Source organism: Brevibacillus sp. NRS-1366 (assembly GCF_050467985.1).
On record NZ_JBITPN010000005.1, the window covers coordinates 93,384 to 112,928 of the forward strand.

Annotated in this window: 15 protein-coding genes; 3 read left to right on the forward strand and 12 right to left on the reverse strand. The window is 49.6% G+C overall.

Going from position 1 to position 19,545, the window contains the following annotated elements; all coding sequences use genetic code 11:
- Nucleotides 1–22: 22 nt before the first annotated feature.
- Both ACIFQN_RS03495 and ACIFQN_RS03500 read left to right on the forward strand, forming a co-directional pair.
- Complete coding sequence (locus ACIFQN_RS03495) at nucleotides 23–622, forward strand: TetR/AcrR family transcriptional regulator (protein ID WP_429831633.1); 600 nt, start codon at nucleotides 23–25, stop codon at nucleotides 620–622.
- A 65-nt stretch (nucleotides 623–687) separates the two neighbouring features.
- Entirely contained in the window at nucleotides 688–1,893 is a 1,206-nt protein-coding gene (locus tag ACIFQN_RS03500) for an MFS transporter (RefSeq protein WP_429831634.1), read from the forward strand.
- A gap of 161 nt (nucleotides 1,894–2,054) precedes the next feature.
- On the opposite strand, the gene ACIFQN_RS03505 is transcribed toward ACIFQN_RS03500, so the two are convergent.
- From ACIFQN_RS03505 to ACIFQN_RS03555, 11 genes are all read right to left on the reverse strand, one after another.
- A complete protein-coding gene (locus ACIFQN_RS03505; protein ID WP_429831635.1) occupies nucleotides 2,055–2,612 on the reverse strand; it encodes a nitroreductase family protein in 558 nt (185 codons plus the stop codon).
- Nucleotides 2,613–3,052: 440 nt separating this feature from the next.
- The gene (locus ACIFQN_RS03510) at nucleotides 3,053–3,310 is read right to left on the reverse strand and encodes a hypothetical protein (protein ID WP_429831636.1); all 258 of its coding nucleotides are present in this window, start codon (nucleotides 3,308–3,310) and stop codon (nucleotides 3,053–3,055) included.
- A gap of 140 nt (nucleotides 3,311–3,450) precedes the next feature.
- Nucleotides 3,451–4,188 carry a PIG-L deacetylase family protein gene (locus tag ACIFQN_RS03515; RefSeq protein ID WP_429831637.1) on the reverse strand — a complete coding sequence of 246 codons (738 nt, stop codon included), beginning with the start codon at nucleotides 4,186–4,188 and terminating at the stop codon, nucleotides 3,451–3,453.
- A 10-nt stretch (nucleotides 4,189–4,198) separates the two neighbouring features.
- Nucleotides 4,199–5,209, reverse strand: a complete 1,011-nt coding sequence (locus ACIFQN_RS03520; protein WP_429831711.1) for an N-acetylglucosamine kinase — start codon at nucleotides 5,207–5,209, stop codon at nucleotides 4,199–4,201.
- Nucleotides 5,209–6,717: an argininosuccinate lyase gene (gene argH, locus ACIFQN_RS03525; RefSeq protein WP_429831638.1), complete on the reverse strand. Its 1,509-nt coding sequence runs from the start codon at nucleotides 6,715–6,717 to the stop codon at nucleotides 5,209–5,211. Before argH ends, ACIFQN_RS03520 begins: the two co-directional genes overlap by 1 nt.
- A gap of 153 nt (nucleotides 6,718–6,870) precedes the next feature.
- Nucleotides 6,871–9,402 carry an NEW3 domain-containing protein gene (locus ACIFQN_RS03530; protein ID WP_429831639.1) on the reverse strand — a complete coding sequence of 844 codons (2,532 nt, stop codon included), beginning with the start codon at nucleotides 9,400–9,402 and terminating at the stop codon, nucleotides 6,871–6,873.
- A gap of 338 nt (nucleotides 9,403–9,740) precedes the next feature.
- Entirely contained in the window at nucleotides 9,741–12,278 is a 2,538-nt protein-coding gene (locus tag ACIFQN_RS03535; RefSeq protein ID WP_429831640.1) for an NEW3 domain-containing protein, read from the reverse strand.
- Nucleotides 12,279–12,389: 111 nt separating this feature from the next.
- Nucleotides 12,390–14,117 (reverse strand): ABC transporter permease, encoded by a 1,728-nt coding sequence (locus ACIFQN_RS03540; protein WP_429831641.1) that lies wholly within the window; start codon nucleotides 14,115–14,117, stop codon nucleotides 12,390–12,392.
- A 14-nt stretch (nucleotides 14,118–14,131) separates the two neighbouring features.
- Nucleotides 14,132–15,208 (reverse strand): ABC transporter ATP-binding protein, encoded by a 1,077-nt coding sequence (locus tag ACIFQN_RS03545; RefSeq protein WP_429831642.1) that lies wholly within the window; start codon nucleotides 15,206–15,208, stop codon nucleotides 14,132–14,134.
- 123 nt (nucleotides 15,209–15,331) lie between these two features.
- Nucleotides 15,332–16,429: an extracellular solute-binding protein gene (locus ACIFQN_RS03550; protein ID WP_429831712.1), complete on the reverse strand. Its 1,098-nt coding sequence runs from the start codon at nucleotides 16,427–16,429 to the stop codon at nucleotides 15,332–15,334.
- A gap of 61 nt (nucleotides 16,430–16,490) precedes the next feature.
- On the reverse strand, nucleotides 16,491–17,672 hold the full coding sequence (locus ACIFQN_RS03555; protein ID WP_429831643.1) for an ROK family protein: 1,182 nt from the start codon (nucleotides 17,670–17,672) through the stop codon (nucleotides 16,491–16,493).
- Between the two features lie 199 nt (nucleotides 17,673–17,871).
- Between ACIFQN_RS03555 and ACIFQN_RS03560 the strand changes: the two genes are divergently transcribed.
- A complete protein-coding gene (locus ACIFQN_RS03560; protein WP_429831644.1) occupies nucleotides 17,872–18,588 on the forward strand; it encodes a glycosyltransferase family 2 protein in 717 nt (238 codons plus the stop codon).
- Here the strand turns inward: ACIFQN_RS03560 and ACIFQN_RS03565 are convergent.
- Nucleotides 18,585–19,481, reverse strand: a complete 897-nt coding sequence (locus ACIFQN_RS03565) for a LysR family transcriptional regulator (protein WP_429831645.1) — start codon at nucleotides 19,479–19,481, stop codon at nucleotides 18,585–18,587. The genes ACIFQN_RS03560 and ACIFQN_RS03565 overlap by 4 nt on opposite strands.
- Nucleotides 19,482–19,545 lie beyond the last annotated feature (64 nt).

The window sequence follows — 19,545 nt, forward strand, 5'->3', positions numbered from 1 at the left end:
GCTAGAAGGAGGAGAAGCATGCGTGAATAAAAAGAAACAGCAAACCGAGCAGACAAAGAAGAAGATCGCCGATGCAGCCAGAGGTTTATTTGTACAAAAAGGCTACAAAGCCACGTCCATAGAAGATATCGTGAAAGCTACCGGATGCAGCGCCGGCAACATTTATTATCATTTTAAGAGCAAGGAAGGGATTTTTTTACATCTAATTGAAGATTGGAACCGGGAATGGGAAGAGACATGGTTGGCCAAGGAAACGCTCTACCCGACCATGATGGGTAAATTGTATGGCATGGCTGAACATTTAGCGCTCGATCAATTGAATCATCCGTTAACCAAGGCCGTTGATGAATTTTTCAACAACTCAGAGAAAGCTTCGGATGTGGAGGAACGAATAAACGAAATGGTCAAAGGTTATCTTGACTTTAATCAGCAGTTACTGCAGAGAGGAATCGATAACGGTGAATTCAAAGTCACCAATGTTACCGGGCTCTCCATTATCTTGGACAGTATGATGGTGGGTTTAAGTCAACATGCAAAAAAAATGGAACGAGAGGAAGCGATGGCTGCTTACCGGTTGGCTATGGATGTGTTTTTGCATGGCATTGCCAAGCCGTCCCGCTAGCTCCTTTTTTTCACTATTATCTAGAATGATTATTCAGTATTTGCAGGGCATTGGAGGAATAAAGAATGGCGTTATTATTAAAAAATCGAGGAGCCGTACTGATCCTTATGTTCAATCTTTTTCTTGTTTTTACGGGGATCGGCCTTGTCATACCGATTATGCCTAAGTTCATGGAGATTTTAGGAATTACCGGGGGGATTATCGGGTTATTGGTTGCTGCCTTTTCGCTGACACAGCTTCTTTTTTCGCCCCTAGCCGGCCGATTGGCTGATTCATTCGGAAGAAAAAAGATGATCGTCATCGGTTTGATCGTGTTTGCCATCTCAGAAGGGCTGTTCGGGCTAGCAAGTTCACCTTTCCTGCTGTTTGTTTCCAGGATGCTCGGCGGCATTAGTGCAGCAATGATTATGCCGGCCGTAATGGCTTACGCGGCAGATATCACGACAAAAGAAGAACGCGCGACCGGGATGGGGTATATAAACGCAGCCATTACAACAGGTTTTATTATCGGGCCAGGCATTGGCGGATATATTGCTGAATTTGGTATCCGCGTGCCCTTTTATTGCGCCGCAGTTGCGGGGATTATCGCTGCATGCATCACATGGTTAATCCTCCAGGAATCCCTCCCTGCAAAAGAAGCTTTATCTGATTCTGCATCTCATGTGAAGCAACCGAGCAGCCTTCTTTTGCAATTGAGGTACGCCTATCGAGAACCCTACTTTTTAAGCTTGATTATCGTTTTTGTCATGACTTTCGGACTGGCCAATTTTGAAACTGTCTTTGGACTGTTTGTCGATCATAAATTTGGGTTTGAGCCTAAAGATATTGCCTTTATCATTACGTTCGGCTCAATAGCCGGCGCTGTGGTCCAGGTTACGGCCTTTAGCTGGATATTGAATCGTTTTGGCGAGAAGCGTGTCATTTCGACCTGTCTTCTCTTTGCTGGATTGTTTATTGTTCTGACGCTTTTCGTTCACAAATTTTGGATGATTTTTGCCGTTACCTTTATTATATTTCTGGCGATCGATATTTTGCGTCCGGCCATCAGTACACAACTGTCAATGGTGGCTAAGGATCAACAAGGCTATGTTGCCGGCCTTAACTCGGCCTTTACCAGTCTCGGCAATATTGTTGGACCTATCATAGCCGGATTTTTGTTTGATCTGGATATTAATTATCCGTATATACTCGCATGCATTATATTAATTGTCAGTTTCTTTTTATCTCTTAGAGATAAAAAAAGTAGTAGCTTGCAGAAGGCAGCCTCCTGACAACCGCCCACGGTGTTAGAAGATGGGGGATTTAAAAGAAAGTTGGTAAAAGTAACGGGATCAATATTTGAATGCTGACAGAAACAACAGCGGCAGTCTAGGACCTTATTTTCTCTTCCTAGTCTGCCGCTGTTATACTTTGATCGGATGAGTCTATGCTTCTACAGCCAGGTAGTCTTGTCTTCTGCTTCCGTACGCGCTGTCACGGGCGTTTCGCCTTCGGGATAGCCGATGAAGAGTGTCCCGATTACTTTTTTGTTCTCGGGAGACCCGAGGAATTGCATCAATCGCTCGTCACGGACCAAGCCCACACCCCTTGTCCGCCATACCATGCCGAGCCCCAGCTCTTTTGCAGCCAGCCACATAGAGTGGATCGCACAGCATACAGCGTATTCGTTATCTTCGGACGAAGCTTCATCGCCAGAAATGACATCTGCTGTTACAACGATAACAAGCGGTGTCTTTTCCAAGACCGCCAAAGAATCGCTGACTAAATTAGGCTTGGTAGGAAAACGTTCGAGCAAAAACGCCTTCGCGATCTCCTCGAATCGCTCTTTAGCTTCTCCTCTGATCACATAAAAATGCCATGGCTGACGCAAACGGTCATTCGGAGCCAAAACAGCACAGTCCAGCAGCGCTTGAATTTTTTCTGTTTCCACTTCTTTCGGAATATAGTTTCGCACCGCTCTGCGGCTTTTTAGCAGTTCTTGTACACTCACTTTTGCTGCCTCCTCATTTCACCCATATGCACAATTTTACCATTCATTATATACAAGCCCTCTTCGTTCGTACAGATTCAGACACTAAGAAGACGCATTCCCCCGCCTCATTTTGCATGAATCGTCACTTGAGCTTTATGTTCATCCTCTTTTGCTACGTAAATATCATACTGTGTGTAATCCTTTTTTGGAAAAAAGCCAAAATTCTTCATGGCCAAACGCCGTATAGATCAGGAGCTTATATTTGGAAAAAAGGGCATGAAAAAAAACTCATTTCGTCCCTCCTCTCTTTTCGTTCAGAAGAAAAGGTTTTTCCTATATGGTCAATATCTCAAGGTAGGGGAGTCTAATCAAAGCCCATTGCGGTCTCATCGTTTCGAGTGGTTATGGAGCAGAGGAAATGGAAGTGATAGGACTATATCGATAATGAAAAAAGTCTCTTACATAAAGTCTCTTGGATTCGAATCACAGTCGATTTTTAAGAGCTTGAACCAATTTTTGAGGAATACTCGTGTCTCTAAGACTGTTTTTGCAATATCACCTTTTTGAATATCAAGATACAAGCTATAACCGCCATCAGATTTAGATTCGATGGGAATCAAGTCAACCCATTCGTTAAAATCTTTAACTGCTTCGATGACGCTATCCACTTGTGGCTTTGATACATCACTTACTATCATCAAAAACTGTCTTTTCAATAATACACCCCATTATTTTTTTCTTCATTATATCATATCACAGTTAGGAGTATCGGATAGGAAAGGCAAGGATTAGATGAAGTGAAGACCAGTCTAAAACCATTTTTCATGTTTTGGACTGGTCTCCTATTTATTAACCGTTACAGCTCTATGAGCGGAATTCCGTTTGCTGCTGCCACTGGCTCGACTGGTTTTCCAGCGGAACGAACCAGTGTGTAATATTCATAGCAACCAATCACTCCATAATCCCCGTCGATCACACCAGGATAGGCACGGTTTACTGAGTATACCTGGCTTTGGTGTGCCCGCAGCGCTTCACCTTTTTGCATCCGATAGCGGGTGATGTCCACCTTTCCTGTGATGGGCACGGCCGCTTTTGGCCCACTGTCCGGGCAATGATCATAATAATGAGGGATGGACACATAGTACAAATCAGGATATTCACTAGGAGACATCGTCTGTTCTGCCTGCTCGACAGCCAGCGTGGTCGCCTGGCACGTAACAATGTGGTCAGGATGCCCAGTCACTCCGTCTGGAGGAAAGGTAACGACAATATTTGGCTTCCAGTCGACAATCGCTTCTTGAATTCTGCTTGCCAGCTCATCCATATCCGCATGCTCCAACGAACCATCAGCGTAACGGAACAAATCCAGTCGACTGATACCCAAAACTTCTGCCGCTTTGCCAAGCTCCTGCTCACGATGGCGTGCCAGCTTATCCCGACAATCGATATCAAACGGACCTGAACGCCCTTTGCAGCCAGATGTGATGCATAACAGGCAGGTCTGTTGTCCACCGTCCCGGCACTTGGCTAATGTGCCTCCACACGCAAACGATTCGTCATCAGGATGGGGAAACACGAGCATTACTTTTTTCATAGAAGGCACCTCATTTATCGTCAGCTCGGCTGCCTAGATAGGCCAACCCTTTTGCAATGACACCGTAGATCGGAGCATTTTGCGCATTTTCGATGACTACCTGCGAGGCGTACCGGCGGACTCGCTCTACGACGATCTTACGTACACGCTCGTCGTTTTGCAGGACGCCTCCCTGCAGGATCATCTGGAACGGTTTATTTTTCATGTTCAAATGATCAATCACGGCACGGACTGCCAGAAACAGCTCTTCGCCTGCAATCTCCAAGATGGCAACAGCGACCTGATCCTTGGCGTCTGCTGCTTTACTGACTAGCGGTGACAGTTCTCCTACCTTCTCTACCGAATAAAGAGAGCTATATGTCCAATTGAATAACTCATCTACACGTGCAAGACCTAGATAAGGAAGAAGCAAATCTTTCAGCATGGTGGTCTCGCCTCTGCCGTCCGCGTCTTTTAATACCGCCATGATCGCCTGCTTGCCGATCCAGTAGCCGCTGCCCTCGTCTCCGACACGATGCCCCCAACCACCCGCACGTGCCGTCTCTTGCGCATCGTTTACTCCAAATGCGATGGAGCCTGTGCCAGCGATCACGAGAATGCCGGGCTTGCCGCCGGTTGCCCCGAGCAGAGCGGCAAATCCGTCGTTTTCCACGATTAAATGACATACCTTGATGCGGAGTTCTTGGAGCACTTTGCTCACCATGCCACAAATGATTTGCCGATCATGCTCCGTATCCAGTCCGGCGAGACCAAACACCGCACACTCCACTTCCCAGTCCATTTGCCCGCCTGCAGAAGCTTCCACCTGTCTGGCAATCTCGTTACGAGCTTTTGCATCCGCCAGCGCCTGTGCAATGGCGGCGATCAGCTCGCGTGATGCCGCTTCCTCTCCAATGCCTTGATAATTACACGAGCCGGAACGTCCTACCCCGACTTCTTGTTTGGATCGGTCCACCAGCACCGCCAGGCACTTGGTGCCCCCTCCGTCCACTGCCAGAAGAGGAATCCGCACCACGGCCATTAACCCACGCTCCATTCGGCTGTCATTTGGTCGAGATTTTGCATCACAGCCGTAACCGCCTGTTTGGCCTGATCCAGCCATGCCGCTTCCTGCTGCAGAACAGTTCGGCGTTCGCTGATCATCCGCTTGATCTCATCCGGGTTCGGACCGCCAGGCAGCTTGCGAATCGTAACGAAGTGAACCGGGTCTAGAGCGAGCTTTAGCTCTTCTGCTGTGATCAACAGTTCTCTGTCGATGACTTTCTTTGCTGCCCGATTGACCAGCCCCAGACTGATCTGATCTGCTGCAAGCCCTGCACTCATCGCTTCATTTACTACGTGGCTCACAATGTGATGAGCTTTGCGAAACGAGATCCGATCCGTACGCACCAGCGTATCTGCAAGCTCTGTTACCGTGGCATAACTTCCTTTTGCCCGCTCTAGAAGTACTTCTTTATTCACCTGCATGGTTCCTACCACACACGCCATCAAACGGTACATTTGCTCTAAGACTGACATGCTGCGCCAAGCGTATGGCTGCATGTCGTCTTCCGTATCGACGATATCTCCGAATGGGGTGTTGTGCATCATCGTCAGCACGGTTGTCGCATTGCCAGCACAACTGGACAATAAGGAGCGCATATGTTCAAAGGAAACCGGATTTCGCTTTTGCGGCATGATCGAGCTGATCTGCACGTAGGGACTCGCTACCTTAAGCCCAGCAAATTCTTGCGTGCACCACAGCAGCATATCTTGTACGGTACGTCCCAAATTGATGGCTGCCAATTGAACCGCTGTTGCTACCTCTCCTAAATAATCCGCTCCACATACTGCATCATAGGAATTTTCCACCAATTCGTCAAACCCGAGCAATTCTTTCATTCGCTCCCGGCTAATCGCAAAGCCCGACGTCGTCAAAGCTGCCGCGCCCATCGGACTGCGATTGCACGTCCGGTACGCCTCCATAAGCCTCTTGATGTCACGACTGACTAAATCCGTCGCAGCCATCATGTAATGGGCCATGGTTGTTGGCTGTGCCTGCTGGGTATGGGTATAGCCAATCATCACCGTCTCCGCATGTTCTTGTGCAAAGAGGAGCAGATGCTCTTTCAGATAGAGGGCAGAAGCCAAGGTAACCAACAGTTTTTCACGCAGCACCATGCGGTAAATCGTAATCCCCATGTCATTGCGACTCCGCGCCAGATGCAAATTGCCCGCCACATCCGGAGCAAGCGCAAGCAAACGGCTCTCTACCTGAAAGAACAAATCTTCAAACTGCCCGGTATACGAAGAGCGGCGCAGTTCATCCATCTCAATCCCGCTTAGTGCACGGGCAATCATCCGGGCTTCATCATCCGTGAGCAGCTCCTGTTCACGCAGCATGATCAGATGTGCCTTATTTATAGCCATCATCGGTTCCAAAAGATGGTTTTTGGCTTCGTTAAATGCGGGCTCCAGAACGGCCTCCACATACGTTTTTCCCGGGAAACTAGCCCCCTCCTGCTGAAAAATGCGCTCTCTGTAATCCATCCTTTTTCGCATCTCCTTCCCTGCCGATTCGTTGGCTACTACTTTTTCTGCGATGGAATCTCTCGTGCAGATGAGGTGAAGCGATCATAGAAAATCGCCTCACCACTCTGCTAGAGAGATCGTGATCCTTATGTGGACCAAGTATTGCTGCTTTTACTGATGCAGGCTGACCATGTTGACAAACATCCGAATCGCGCCAGGCACCAGAGCAGGTATTTCGCGGTACCAGACAAGCGAGCTATACGTATACGTACCTTTGCCATACTTGGCAGAGAGGAACGTTCCTGTAAATTCTTTCTCACCGGCGTCACCATTGGAGATGAGCTCGGTGTATTCTTTGCCCCATTCCGCCGGATTGTAAGCGGAACGGTCTTGAATCCAGTTGTCCCAATCTTCATTTGTGATTTTGTTAGGCGTGTTGAACAGCGGATGTTCAGGTGCCAGCATCGTCACTTTGGAGTTTTCATCTGTGACCCGCCATTGAATGAGCGGCGCACCGATTTTGATTGGATATGGAGCAAGCTCAGGCTTCCACTTGTCTTCTGGCTTATGGTATTGTACAACGAGATTTCCGCCATTCTGTACGTACCTAAGCAAACGTTCATTGCTCGGTATCAGCTCTGGGCGGAATCCATAAGCGCGAATTCCTAGGACGATCGTGTCGTACTGGCTAAGATCACCAGACTCGATATCTTTTGCCGTCAGATTTGTCACATTGACGCCTACTTGAGACAAATACTGATCAATGTTGTCAAAGCCGCTGGATACATAGCCGACTTTTAAGCCGTCTGGCACTTTCAGATCAAACGCTTGAATCGCTACTGTCGCAGGTTGAACAAAATAGGTGGTGCCGATATGCGGATAGCGAATCACTTGCACACCGTGGCGGCTCTCTTTTCCGCTACTAGTCGCGACGGCAGTGACTGTGTACTGATCCGGTTTGACAGAAGCCGTGGCTTTTACGGTAAAGGCAACCGATTTCGTTTCCCCTTTTGCTTCAAAAGCAAGCGGCGCTGCTTTTGGTTCTACCGTCCAGCCTTTGGGTACATCCAATGAAATGTTTGTTTGCGCTGCACCCGGATTGTAATTTTTCACCGTTACCTTGACCGGGATCGGTTCTTCCGGCTTTTGCGTATTCAATACGGTAGCACCAGGACTCGGCACCAGCGAAAAAGATGGAAGGACTGCAATTGCATCGGCTGGTACGACATGGCTATTCGCCGTTGAACCGTCTAAGCTGTACGAGACATCAGCTGAAATTGCCGGCGCCGCGTACGGTTGGAATAATTTCGCATTCGCAGGAACCGAGACATCAAATGTCGTCTTGACTGTCTGATTGTAAGCGAGCTGCGAGAAGCTGGTGGTAGACAGCGCTGTTGCCTGCCAGCCCTTTGGAACGTTTAATTTCAGGTCTACCTTGCCTAGCTTGGTTTGCCCACCGTTATAGGCCGTAACCGTTACTTTGGTCGTCTGGCCCGCCACCAGCTCACCTGTTTCCGGCTTTACTTTGGTGACGAGGGAGAGTGCCTCCGCACTCGCTCTGTTTAGCTGTGCCTGTTTGACTTCCAGACGGTGCAAGAGGTCTGTTTTTGTATCCGCAGCCAATCGAGATGCTCTCACATCGGCTGTTGCTTTTTGGACATCAGCCAGCATTTCGTGCACTTCCTTGGCTACCGTAGAAAAATGCGGATAGGCTGCAATGACTTCTGCTGCATCCTTTTGCAGCTTTTTCAGTTCGCCTGCTACTTTTTCTCCTCCGGCCAGGCCCGTTACTTCCTTGGCCAGATCGTCGAAGCTGTATGCAATGCCATCGAAAAAGTCCGTTTCTTTGTTTTTGCTCTCAACGACTGCCTGGTCCAGCTTGTAATAGTTGTAGCTTGGTCCTTCATCATAGTGGCGACCCATTCCCTGGCTCTTGTGCATAAAACGGGATTCCTCACCCAACTGCAGGTACGACGCACCATAAATTTCGTCGTAGGCTCCAACAGGAACACTGACCGAATAATCGTCTTCCTTGGCCGGTAAATATAGCTTCTTCACCTGCCAGGCTGCCAACCCTTCTTTGAGTTGTTCTGGAAAGACGTTGGGATCGGCTGCATCTTTGAATGCTCGTACGGTAATGACGTTAATCGCACGGTGATGGCCATGAGTCGAAGGTTCGTTCAGAAATGCGGGAATCACTACATCAGGTCTGATTGTACGGATTTTACGAATCAGCTTTTCGTACGCAACTTGCTCTCCCCATTTTTCCAAGGTCTCGTCCGGACTTTTGGAAAAACCGAAATCGAAAATGGGATCATCAATCTTCTCACTCAAATTTTCCAAATGGATATTGGTGATTTTGGATGCCTCTTGCAATTCGCGTGTGCGGATAATCCCTAGTGCGTTACCGAGCTCACTGCCAATTTCGTTTTGCCCGCCTTCCCCCCGGTTGGCGATGACGCTGGACGTATCCACGCCTTTACCCAGCGACAGATAAGCGAGCATGGCACTGTGCTCGTCATCCGGATGAGCCCCGGTATTCATAGCGCTGGCAATCGTGGTGAGCGGTTTGATCGCTTTCCACAGATCGACAACTCCCCGGTCAGCATGGGCAGTCTGGGGTGCTGCCGGCATAATCAAGCTCCCGACTAGCACCGCCGCTGTCGTAATCGTGTACAACTTGGCAAGCTTCCCCTTTTTCAATGAACTCTCCTCCATTCCCCTTCTCAGAGCCAGTTCAAAAAGGAGGATGTTTCGATGCCCCGATGAGAGGGCACAAACAGAGCCTAGAAGTTCAAGGCGCGGCAGACCCGAGCAGCGCAGCGTAGGTGAGTCTACGTGAGCAGCGAAGGGGCAACGCAACGCAGAAATTCGACAGCTATGTCTCCCGGACTTTTTGAACTTCCTCTTTCAGATTGGTGTGTATATCAATCATGGACTCCTCTAGTAGCATCTCCTGTTGTTCCATGGATCGACCAGAAAATAACATAACGAAAGTGAAATGGGTGTTTCGCCTAACGTAATAGAGGACAAGCGATCATTCATTGCTTCTGACTGATCATGTTGACAAACAGACGGAATGCACCAGGAACGAGCTGTGGAATTTCTCTGAACCAGGCGAGTGAGCTGTACGAGTATGTCCCCTTGCCATAGTGCGCAGTGAGGAAAATGCCCCGAAACTCTGGCTCTCCAGGATCGCTAGTTGCAATCAGCTCGGTATACTCGCTACCCCAGCGCGAAGGATTGTAGATGGAGCGCTCCTGCACCCAGCCGTCCCAGTCCGCTGCTGAAATCAGATTGGGCTTGTGAAAGATCGGGTGCCGAGGTGCAAGCATCCGCACTTCCGATTGCTCGTTGGTTACCCGCCAATCGATCAGGGACTCCCCGATAAAAATCGGATACGGTGCGAGCTGAGGCTTCCATTTGTCCTCCGGCTTATGGTACTGAACGACGAGATTGCCGCCATTTTCCACATACTGCAAGAGACGCTGATTGCTCTCGATCAGCTCTCTGCGGAATCCGTAGGCGCGGATGCCGAGAATGATCGTGTCGTACCGGGACAAATCCCCTGACTGAATCTCATTAGCATCGAGGTTGATGCAATTCACGCCTACTTTGCGCAAGTATTTATCCATATTGTCAAAGCCGCTCGATACGTAGCCAATCCGTTGATTCTCCGGAATAGCCAGATCAAACGCCTGTACAATCAGCTCAGCAGGACGGATCAAATAGCTGCGACCCACATGCGGATATTCGATAACCTGTACGTCGTGGGCAATCTCTGCTGACCCATCGCCTCTCGTCACCCGCGCGAAAATCAGATATTTTCCATTCTCCACCTGTGGTGTCGTTTTTACCGTAAAGGAGATCGTCTTTGTTTCGCCTCGGAAGGAAAAAGGCACTTCGACAAAGCTTGGTTCAGCGCTCCAGCCATCCGGCATCTGAAGCGATACTTTCGCGGTAGACGAGCCAGGACGGTACTGCTTCAACGTTACTTTTACCGGAATCGTTTCATTGGTGTGGAGCGTATTTAAAACCACATCGTCTGGCGTAAGCGTCAAGGCATATGGCGGCAGAACGGCCACTCTGGCTTCGGGTTCTACACGAATGATACTTGCGGTATCAAAGGCGAAGTACTGCGCTTCCACCTCAAGCACTGGCGGTTTGTATGGATGAAACATCTTGGCATCGGTGGGAATAAACACTTCATACACCGTACAAACCGTCTGGTTGTAAGGTAGACGAGGAAACGCAGTAGGCGTCAGCGGCTTCGCCGTCCAGCCACGAGGAACTCGCAGTCTGAGTTGCACATGCTCGACCTCGATTGCTCCACCGTTGTAGGCAGTAACGGTTACTGTCGTAGTCTGACCTGCCACCCACTCGCCGCTCTCCGGCTTGATTTTGACTACCAGTGACAGAGCCTCAGCACTGGCACGGTTCAATTGTGCTTCTTTGATCCCGAGGCGATACATCAAGTCAATCTTGGTCGCCTGATCAATCGGGGAGGATTGCACCTCCTGCTGCGCCCGCTGCAGCAACGCTTTCATCCGGTGCACACGGCTCGCCACCTCGGCAAATCGCGGATAGGCCGCTAGCACTTCCCCCGCCGCATTATGCATGCTGTGCAGGACTTGCGCTAGCTCGGTTCCACCTTTTGCCGCTACATCCTCTGCCAAATCTGCGAAAGTAAAGGGCAATCCGGAAAAAAAGTCGCGTTCTTTTTCCTGTGCAGGTACTACCGAGGCATCCAGTCTGTAATAGTTGTAGGTGGGGCCTTCATCGTAATGGACCCCCATGCCCTGCGTTTTATGCATAAATCGGGATCGTTCGCCTAGCTGGACATAGGAGGAGCCGTAGTTTTGATCGTATTCTCCTACGGGAACCGCCACATGGTAATCGTCGTTGTCCATGATGGGCAGGTACAGCTTTTTCATCTGCCAGGGCAAAAGCCCGCTTTCCAGATGATGTGGAAACACTTCCGAGTCTGCTGCTCCCTCAAATGCTCGTTGAGTCAGCAACGTAATCGCTCGGTGATGACCGTGTGTCGTCGGCTCATTTTCAAAGCAAGCAATCACCACATCTGGACGAAGCTCCCTGATTTTTCGCACCAAGCGCTCATAGACGACATCTTCTCCCCATTTGCGGAACGTCTCCTGGGCGCATTTGGAAAAACCGAAATCATGGATGGGATCATCCAGCTCTTCGCTAAGGATCCCAAGTGTCACATTGCTCATGAGCGAAGCTTCTTCCAGCTCTCTTGTGCGAATAATGCCAAGAGCGACACCTTGCTCGCAACCAATCTCATTTTGGCCGCCTTCGCCCCGAGTCGCGATAATGCTGGAAGTGTAAACTCCACGCCCCATTGCGAGATAAGCAAGCATCGCGCTATGTTCATCATCGGGATGTGCCCCCGCATTCATCGCGCTCGCAATCGTGGCAAGCGGCTTGATCGCTGTCCACAGGTCGATCAGCCCGTGTTCTCCATGCAGCGTTCGTGCGAATACAGGAATCGGAGGACACGGCAGCTTGGTCGTTTGCACTCCTGGCACCTGCTTGTCGATTGACTCACTGCTTTCCATGTAAAGCTCCTCCTTTATAACCATGGCGCATGATGAAACCGCGGTGCCAGGGGGACGCAGTACCGGCTTTTGAGCCGTTACTAAACAGCAGTACCGGCTTTTGAGCCGTTACTAAACAGCAGTACCGGCTTTATCCCCCGTAAGTTTTTTAGAGATGAACAATACGACGATGATGACCACGATTTGCAAAACACCGTAGGCGCACGCGGTACCAAACTCAAAATTGTACATGCGTTGGAAAACGGCTACCGACAACGGGGTCGTCCGTGGGGTAAAGATCAGGATCGATGCGACGAACTCCCCGATACACTGTACAAATGCCAGCAAGGTTCCGGCGAGAATTCCCCCTAAAGCCATTGGAAATACAACCCTCCTGAAGCTGTACCACCAAGTCGCTCCCAGATTGCGGGCCGCTTCCTCCACAGAAGGATCCATCTGCATGAGCGTTGCCGAGGTAGAGCGGAACACGAGTGGCAGGTGACGAACAAAGTAAGCAAGCGGGATGATCCAGAACGTCCCGATCAGCACTTGCCCAAAGCTGAACGCCGTTGGCTGGCTGAAGGCTGCGATCAGATTCACGGCTACAACTGTACCCGGCAATGCCCAAGGCAGCATGATCAATACATCCATTAATGTTTTTCCACGGAACTTCAAGCGAACCATGGCGTAGGCAGCTGCTACCCCAAACAGCACGATTCCGATGGAGGCGATCGCGGATAACTGCAAGCTGTTGGCGATCGGTCGCCATGTCTTGCTGTCCGTAAACAAATCGAGATAATGATCCAACGTATATTGTGGAGGCAATATCTGTACCGTCCACGTACCGTCTACCGAGAAGGAGATCAGTACCAGAACGAGAATTGGCAGCATCAGGATAATCGTGCCGATAAACGACAGCACAATCGTTACATAACGCCCAGCTTTACTCTTGATCTCAGTACGGTGCACGCTGACCCCTTTGCTCAAATTCTGGTAATTGCGTGCGCCTTGATACCAACGCATGATCAAGAGAAAGGCAATCGAAACAATAGACAGGATCGTAGACTGCGTTGCTGCCATATCCAGATCTCCGTTGGTACGGGATAGGTAAATCTGCATGGTCATCGTCCGGTCAATTCCAAAAATAAGCGGAGCCGTGTAAGAAGCCATAGAGATCATGAAAACGAGAAGCGAAGACGCCACTATTGCTGGAGTCAGCATCGGCAAAATGATACGGCGCCAGACTGTGAAACGATTTGCTCCGAGACTTGCCGCTGCCTCTTCCAGCGAAGGATCAAGCCCTTTGATGGCAGCCGTCGCCGTCATGAAAAAGTACGGATACATCGTAAAAGCATGGACCACGACTACTCCCCAAAAACCTTTGAGGGAAAAAGGCACTTGTGCCAGGTCAAACAGTTCTTTGATCGCTCGCGGGAAGATTCCACTCTCTCCATAGAGGAAGGTAAACGAAAGGACCCCAATCAATGGCGGCAGTGCCATCGGAACCAGTGCCAGAACGGACAAGATTTTTCGTCCGGGAAACTCATAACGCTCCAACAAAAAGGCCATTGCGACACCGACAATTCCACAACTGATGACACTGAGTATGGAAATGTAGACACTGGTCCACAGCGCTTCTAGATTGGCCGTATGCTCTAAACTGAAAAAGCGCGTGTAGTTTTTCCAAGTAATCTGCTCATCGATGCTGATGCTTGCGATAAACGTTTCGAACAACGGATAAATGACATACGCCAGCAATATTAAAAAGAGCGGCGAAACCAGCACATAGACGAAGGCGGGTGAAGAAGTGATAGTCTTCCGTCTGGCCGCTGCCGGCACTTGCTGCAAATCTGCTCTCAAAAGCTTCTTCCCCCTTATCCTGCGAAATAGATGCTCTCTTTCGGGATATGTAAACCGATTGCCTCTCCCCGCTGTTTAATCGGCCGCCCCAAATTAATCGACATGCTGCGTAGCTGCTCTTGTCCGACCATGGTCATGTAATTTACACATGCCCCGGTAAATTCAGACATAACTACTGCGCCTGATACAACATTCGGTCCCTCTGTCACTGTGCTTTCCTGAACGGATTCAGGACGGATGGACATCGTGATCGTCTCTCCTGCAGCCAGATGGGAGCGCGGCGAAGCATTTTGTTTCAAGCCGCAGAGCACGTGTCCAGAAGGGATCCGTACTTGAACTTCGTCTCCTTCGATGCCGACGATCGTCCCTTCCCACAGATTCGTCTCCCCAATGAAAGAGGCGACGAAACGGTTGACCGGGAAATGGTAAATCTCATGCGGTGTACCTACTTGCTGGACCTCGCCGCTCTGCATGACCATGATTCGATCTGACATCGACATCGCCTCAGCCTGATCATGGGTAACATAAATCGTTGTAATCCCAAGCTCCAGCTGAAGACGCTTGATTTCAAAGCGGGTTTCCTCGCGCAGCTTGGCATCCAGATTGGACAGCGGCTCATCGAGGAGCAGAATCTGCGGCTCAATTACGAGCGCTCGTGCCAGGGCAACGCGCTGCTGCTGACCACCCGATAGCTGGTCAATCCGTCGTTCACCGTAGCCTTCTAGCCGCACCAGCTTCATGATGCGTTCCACACGTTCCTTTGTATCCGTTTTGTTGATTTTGCGAACCTGCAGCCCAAACGCGATATTTTCAAAGACAGTCATATGCGGGAACAAGGCGTAGTTCTGGAAAACCATCCCCGTATTTCGCTTGTGAGGGGGGACTAAAGTCACCTCATGATTTCCGAAGCGGATTTGTCCTTCTGTCGGAAAGTAAAAACCCGCGATCATTCGCAAGGTGGTTGTTTTGCCGCAACCGCTCGGCCCCAAAAATGTGAAGAATTCACCTGATTCAATATGAATGTGAACGTCTTCGACCCCTTTTGCCTGGCCAAACCGTTTGTAAACGTGATCAAGTGTTACGCTGCTCATCAGGTTTTCTTTCCTCCTTCGTGGCAAGTCGTGGCAAAGTGGTAGCCTCCAGCACAAGTGACTAGACGGAAAGGACATCCTTCCCGTCTAGACTTGATCGAGCATTCCCAAAAAGTGGCGTAATTATTTCTTGCCTTTGCCTTTGATGTTTTCATCCCAATGCTGCATCCACTCTTTTTCCTTGGCAGCCATGACACCCCAGTCAAGGTCCATTGGTTTGAGCTCCAGATTTTTCATAAAGTCTGGCAAATCGTCCTTGCTGATATCGGTACGAGCCGGGAACTGGAAGCGTTCTTTAGCCAATTGGGAAGCAATTTCTGGACTCATCAGGAATTCCATAAAGTTTTTAGCTGCGTCCATGTTTTTCGCGCCTTTGACCAGAGCGATACCGTCTACGAGAATCGGTGCACCACTCTTCGGATAAATGAAGTCATACGGATGGTTGTTCTTTTTGCCTTGGAGCAGGACATCCTGCAGGTTCCACAAAGAGATCACACCCTCTTGACGATCCAGCTTGAGGTAGAGGTTGGTTGGGTCCTGTGTGTACTCTTTCGTATTGGCATCCAGCTTCATCAGCCAGTCATAGCCTTTTTCAGGTGTATCCGCACCTTGGCGGAAAATCATTGCGGAATAAATAGTGCGCATCGTACCGGATGGCAGAACGTTGCGGATTACGATTTTGTCCTTGAATTTAGGATCGAGCAATTCGTCCCAATCTTGCGGTGCTTCTTCAGGCTTGAGCACCTCGGAGTTGTACATGATCACCTCTGGCAGGAGCATTTCTCCGTACCAGCGATCTTGTGGATCCTTGTACAAGTCAGGAACCTTGTCGGAGAAGGTAGGCTTATAAGCTTCCAGTAGTCCTTCATCAGCGGCTGTACTCAGTGCGGACTGTGTACCTCCCCACCAGAAGTCAGCTTGCGGATTGGCTTTCTCGGCACGCACACGCTCCAAAATTTGCTGTGCGCCCATTTCCAGCGTTTCCACTTCGATATTCGGATACTTCTCCTTGAATTTCGGCAGAACGACTTCGAAAATGTTCTTGTCTCGTCCTGTGTAAATGACGAGCTTTTGCGGTTCGCCAGACGGCGCTGGTGTCGCCGGTTGTGCTGCTGGCTGTGTGCCCGCTCCAGTGTTGTTGTTAGCAGGCGCAGATTGCTGTCCTCCGCCCGAGCACGCAGCCACAGTCAGTGCCAAGGAGCTTACGAATACACCTTGCATCCATTTTTTTAGTTTGTTGTTGGACTTAATCAAAACTTACTCCCCCTCTTTTCTTCTCTTCTCACTCTTTGTCAAGCAATCTCGCAAACGGAAACGCTTCCAGAACACAATGCACGGCGCCAATCAAGCCTGCCCTCTCTCCCAGACTCGCCTTTTCGAGACAAGGCACTTCTGGCACCCACTCGGTCAGCCAATCCTGAATCCGCTTCACCCCTTCTTCGTCGACATGGACCATCTCCCCGCTCAGGATTAAAAGCTCAGGGTTCAATACGCTAACGATGTTGGCCATTCCGTACGCCCAATGCCGGTAGACATCGTCGAGAAGACGCTGTGCTTTCCCGTTTTTTTGCCGAGCGCAGCGGATGAGCTCTTCTATGACACTCGACCCTTCCTGAAGGTCAGAGAGAAATCCCTTGGCCTGCTGCAGTATTCCTGAGGTAGAATAATGCGTCTCAAATACCCCGGACGCTCCATTCGGACGATTATGTACAGGACCGATCATCATAAAGCCGATCTCACCTGCTGCTTCCCGGCTTCCTCGGTAAAACTGTCCGTCCAAAATGATTCCCGCTCCAATGCCTGTTCCCACGTACATATAGACGACATTGGAATGGCCGACTCCTGCCCCACGGACGTATTCGCCCAGTGTCATCATATTCACATCGTTATCAATGATGACAGGCAGTCCAAGTCGCTCCTCGATGGTTTGCTGAATCGGCGACCCCATCCATCCCGTACTGGGCGAAAAACTGACAGTACCACTCCCTCGCTGAGTAACCCCCTGCAGGCCGACTCCCATACCGAGCAATCGCTCTCGCGGGATATCACTTTCCGCCAGCAAACGCTCAAGACCTGCCGCCAAATCCTCAATGACTGTCTCTCCATTCGATGGTTGAGCCAGTCGCTTACGGTAGCGAGCCAAAAACTCGCCTTTCAGGTCGGCAATGGCCATGTCCAGCGTGGAGCCTTCGAAGATCGCTCCTGCAATCGCATAAGCCTGGTAATTGTACTCCAAAAGGATCGGCTTGCGCCCTCCTTTGGAATCTCCCATTCCGACTTCATGCAGCAGCCCTTCTTGAATCATTTCATCTACCAGCGACGAAACGCATGGCCGACTGAGCAGTGTCTGCTTGGAAATATCGGCGCGGGAAATCTGACCGTGCTGAATGACCTGCTGCAATACTTCTTCCTTGTTCAGTTTCTTCACCAGTTTGCTGCTGCCTGTTTTTCTGGGAACACGCACGCCTCGCCAATCACCACCGTGGAGTTAGTTAAGTTTACTAACAAAGATAACCAAATTATACCTGCCCATTTCCGAATAGTCAAATAATTTAAGAAGACGAATTCCCCTCCCATTCCGAGGCACAATCCGCTCTTGTGTAAACCTCTTTCTCAAGTAACTGAATACATAATATGGAGCACAAGGAAGGGTGGGGATCATCATGCCACAGGGCACTACATCTGGCTTTTCCATCATCACCTGTACGAATCGCCACGGTTATATCCACAATATTTTTCGCAATTACCAAAACCAGATCGGGGTAAACAAAGAACTGATCATCGTTCTGAATAGAAATTCGCTGAGTAAGCAGCTTTATAAAAGGTACGCCAAGCGCTTTTCTAATGTACGAGTTTATCAGCTTCCTGAACGCGTATCTTTGGGGGCTTGCTTGAATTTTGCCGTAAAAAAAGCTCGCTATTCAGTCGTTGCCAAATTCGACGACGATGACTATTATGCTCCTCTCTATGCAAGAGATGCCTTAAGGACCTTAGCCAAATCAAAAGCGGCTGTCGTGGGAAAAAGTACTTTTTTCACATATTTTAAAGGATTGCATCTGCTCATCCTTCGCCACCCCTATCGAGAAAACAGAACGGCACGCATGGTTATAGGGGGAACGATCTGTTTTCGGAAAAGCGTTTTCAAACGCGCACAGTTTCCGAACCGTTCACTCGGAGAAGATGGCGGATTTCTGTGGAGATACAAGAAAAAGGGGCTGCGCGTCTACTCGGGGAATCGCTATCACTACTGCTACATTCGTCGACAAAATCCGAATAGCCATACGTGGAAACCAAGCAGTTCAAAGTTGCTGTCTCAACCGCACAAGCGCATAGCCTACACACGAGATTTTCGCAAATGGGTGAGAGGAACGCGCTCCTAATCTTCGCGCACAGTTTGCCAGACGTCCTTTACCAGCTCCATAAAGGTCTGAATGGCAGGCTCGTTCTTTCTCCTCTCCAAGCAAACAAGAGAGGTCTCCGCTTTTTTTGAAAACCGATAAAGCTGGGTCAACTCCCCTGTCCGTAATTCTTTTTCTACCAATGCCGTACTGAGCAATGCTACTCCTATTTCGTTTAAAACCGATCGCTTGATCGTTTCTTCGCTGCTGCAATTAATGACGGACGGTGGAATATAGCTAATCTCCAGCAAACATTGTGTGATGAATCCATCCAGATTGCAGCCTTCCTGATAAGATAAAAAGGGAAAAGAAGCCAGAGCTTCCTCCATAGAGCGCCCTTTGACCATGTCTGGGGAAGCGACCAGCACAAATTCTTCTAAGTCCACGATCGTAGAAAAAATGTCGGTCTGCGAGCTAGCGCCTGCGATGATCCCGATATCCGCTTCATGGGCATGAATCTTTTTCAACGCTTCCTGACTCGTGCAAGAGATTACTTGTAGATTGACCTGAGGATGTGTCTCCACGTATGTTTTGAGCATTTGTGGCATGTATTGGATGCAGTAAAACTCAGGTGCCGCCACCACGAGCGGGCCTACCGGCAAATGCAGGCTGTTGAGCCCCTCCTCCATATGCTGCAAAACGGAAAACAACTGATCCGTATACTGTTTGACTGTTTTTCCAGCCGGGGTCAAAAACGTGCGCTTGCCTACTCGATTTAACAGGGGATGTCCAAGCTCTCGTTCCAACGCCTGGATCTGCAACGTTATCGTTGGCTGACTGTAGCCCAACAGCTCGGCTGCCTTTGTCAAATTCAAATGCTCAGCAGCTACTTGAAAGGTTTTGAGATTACGCAATTCCATCTTCGTTCCACTCATCCCTTCCTAATCAATACCGCTTCCAGTGCCTATAGTGAGAAGTGTAGCCGAAGAGTGGACATTT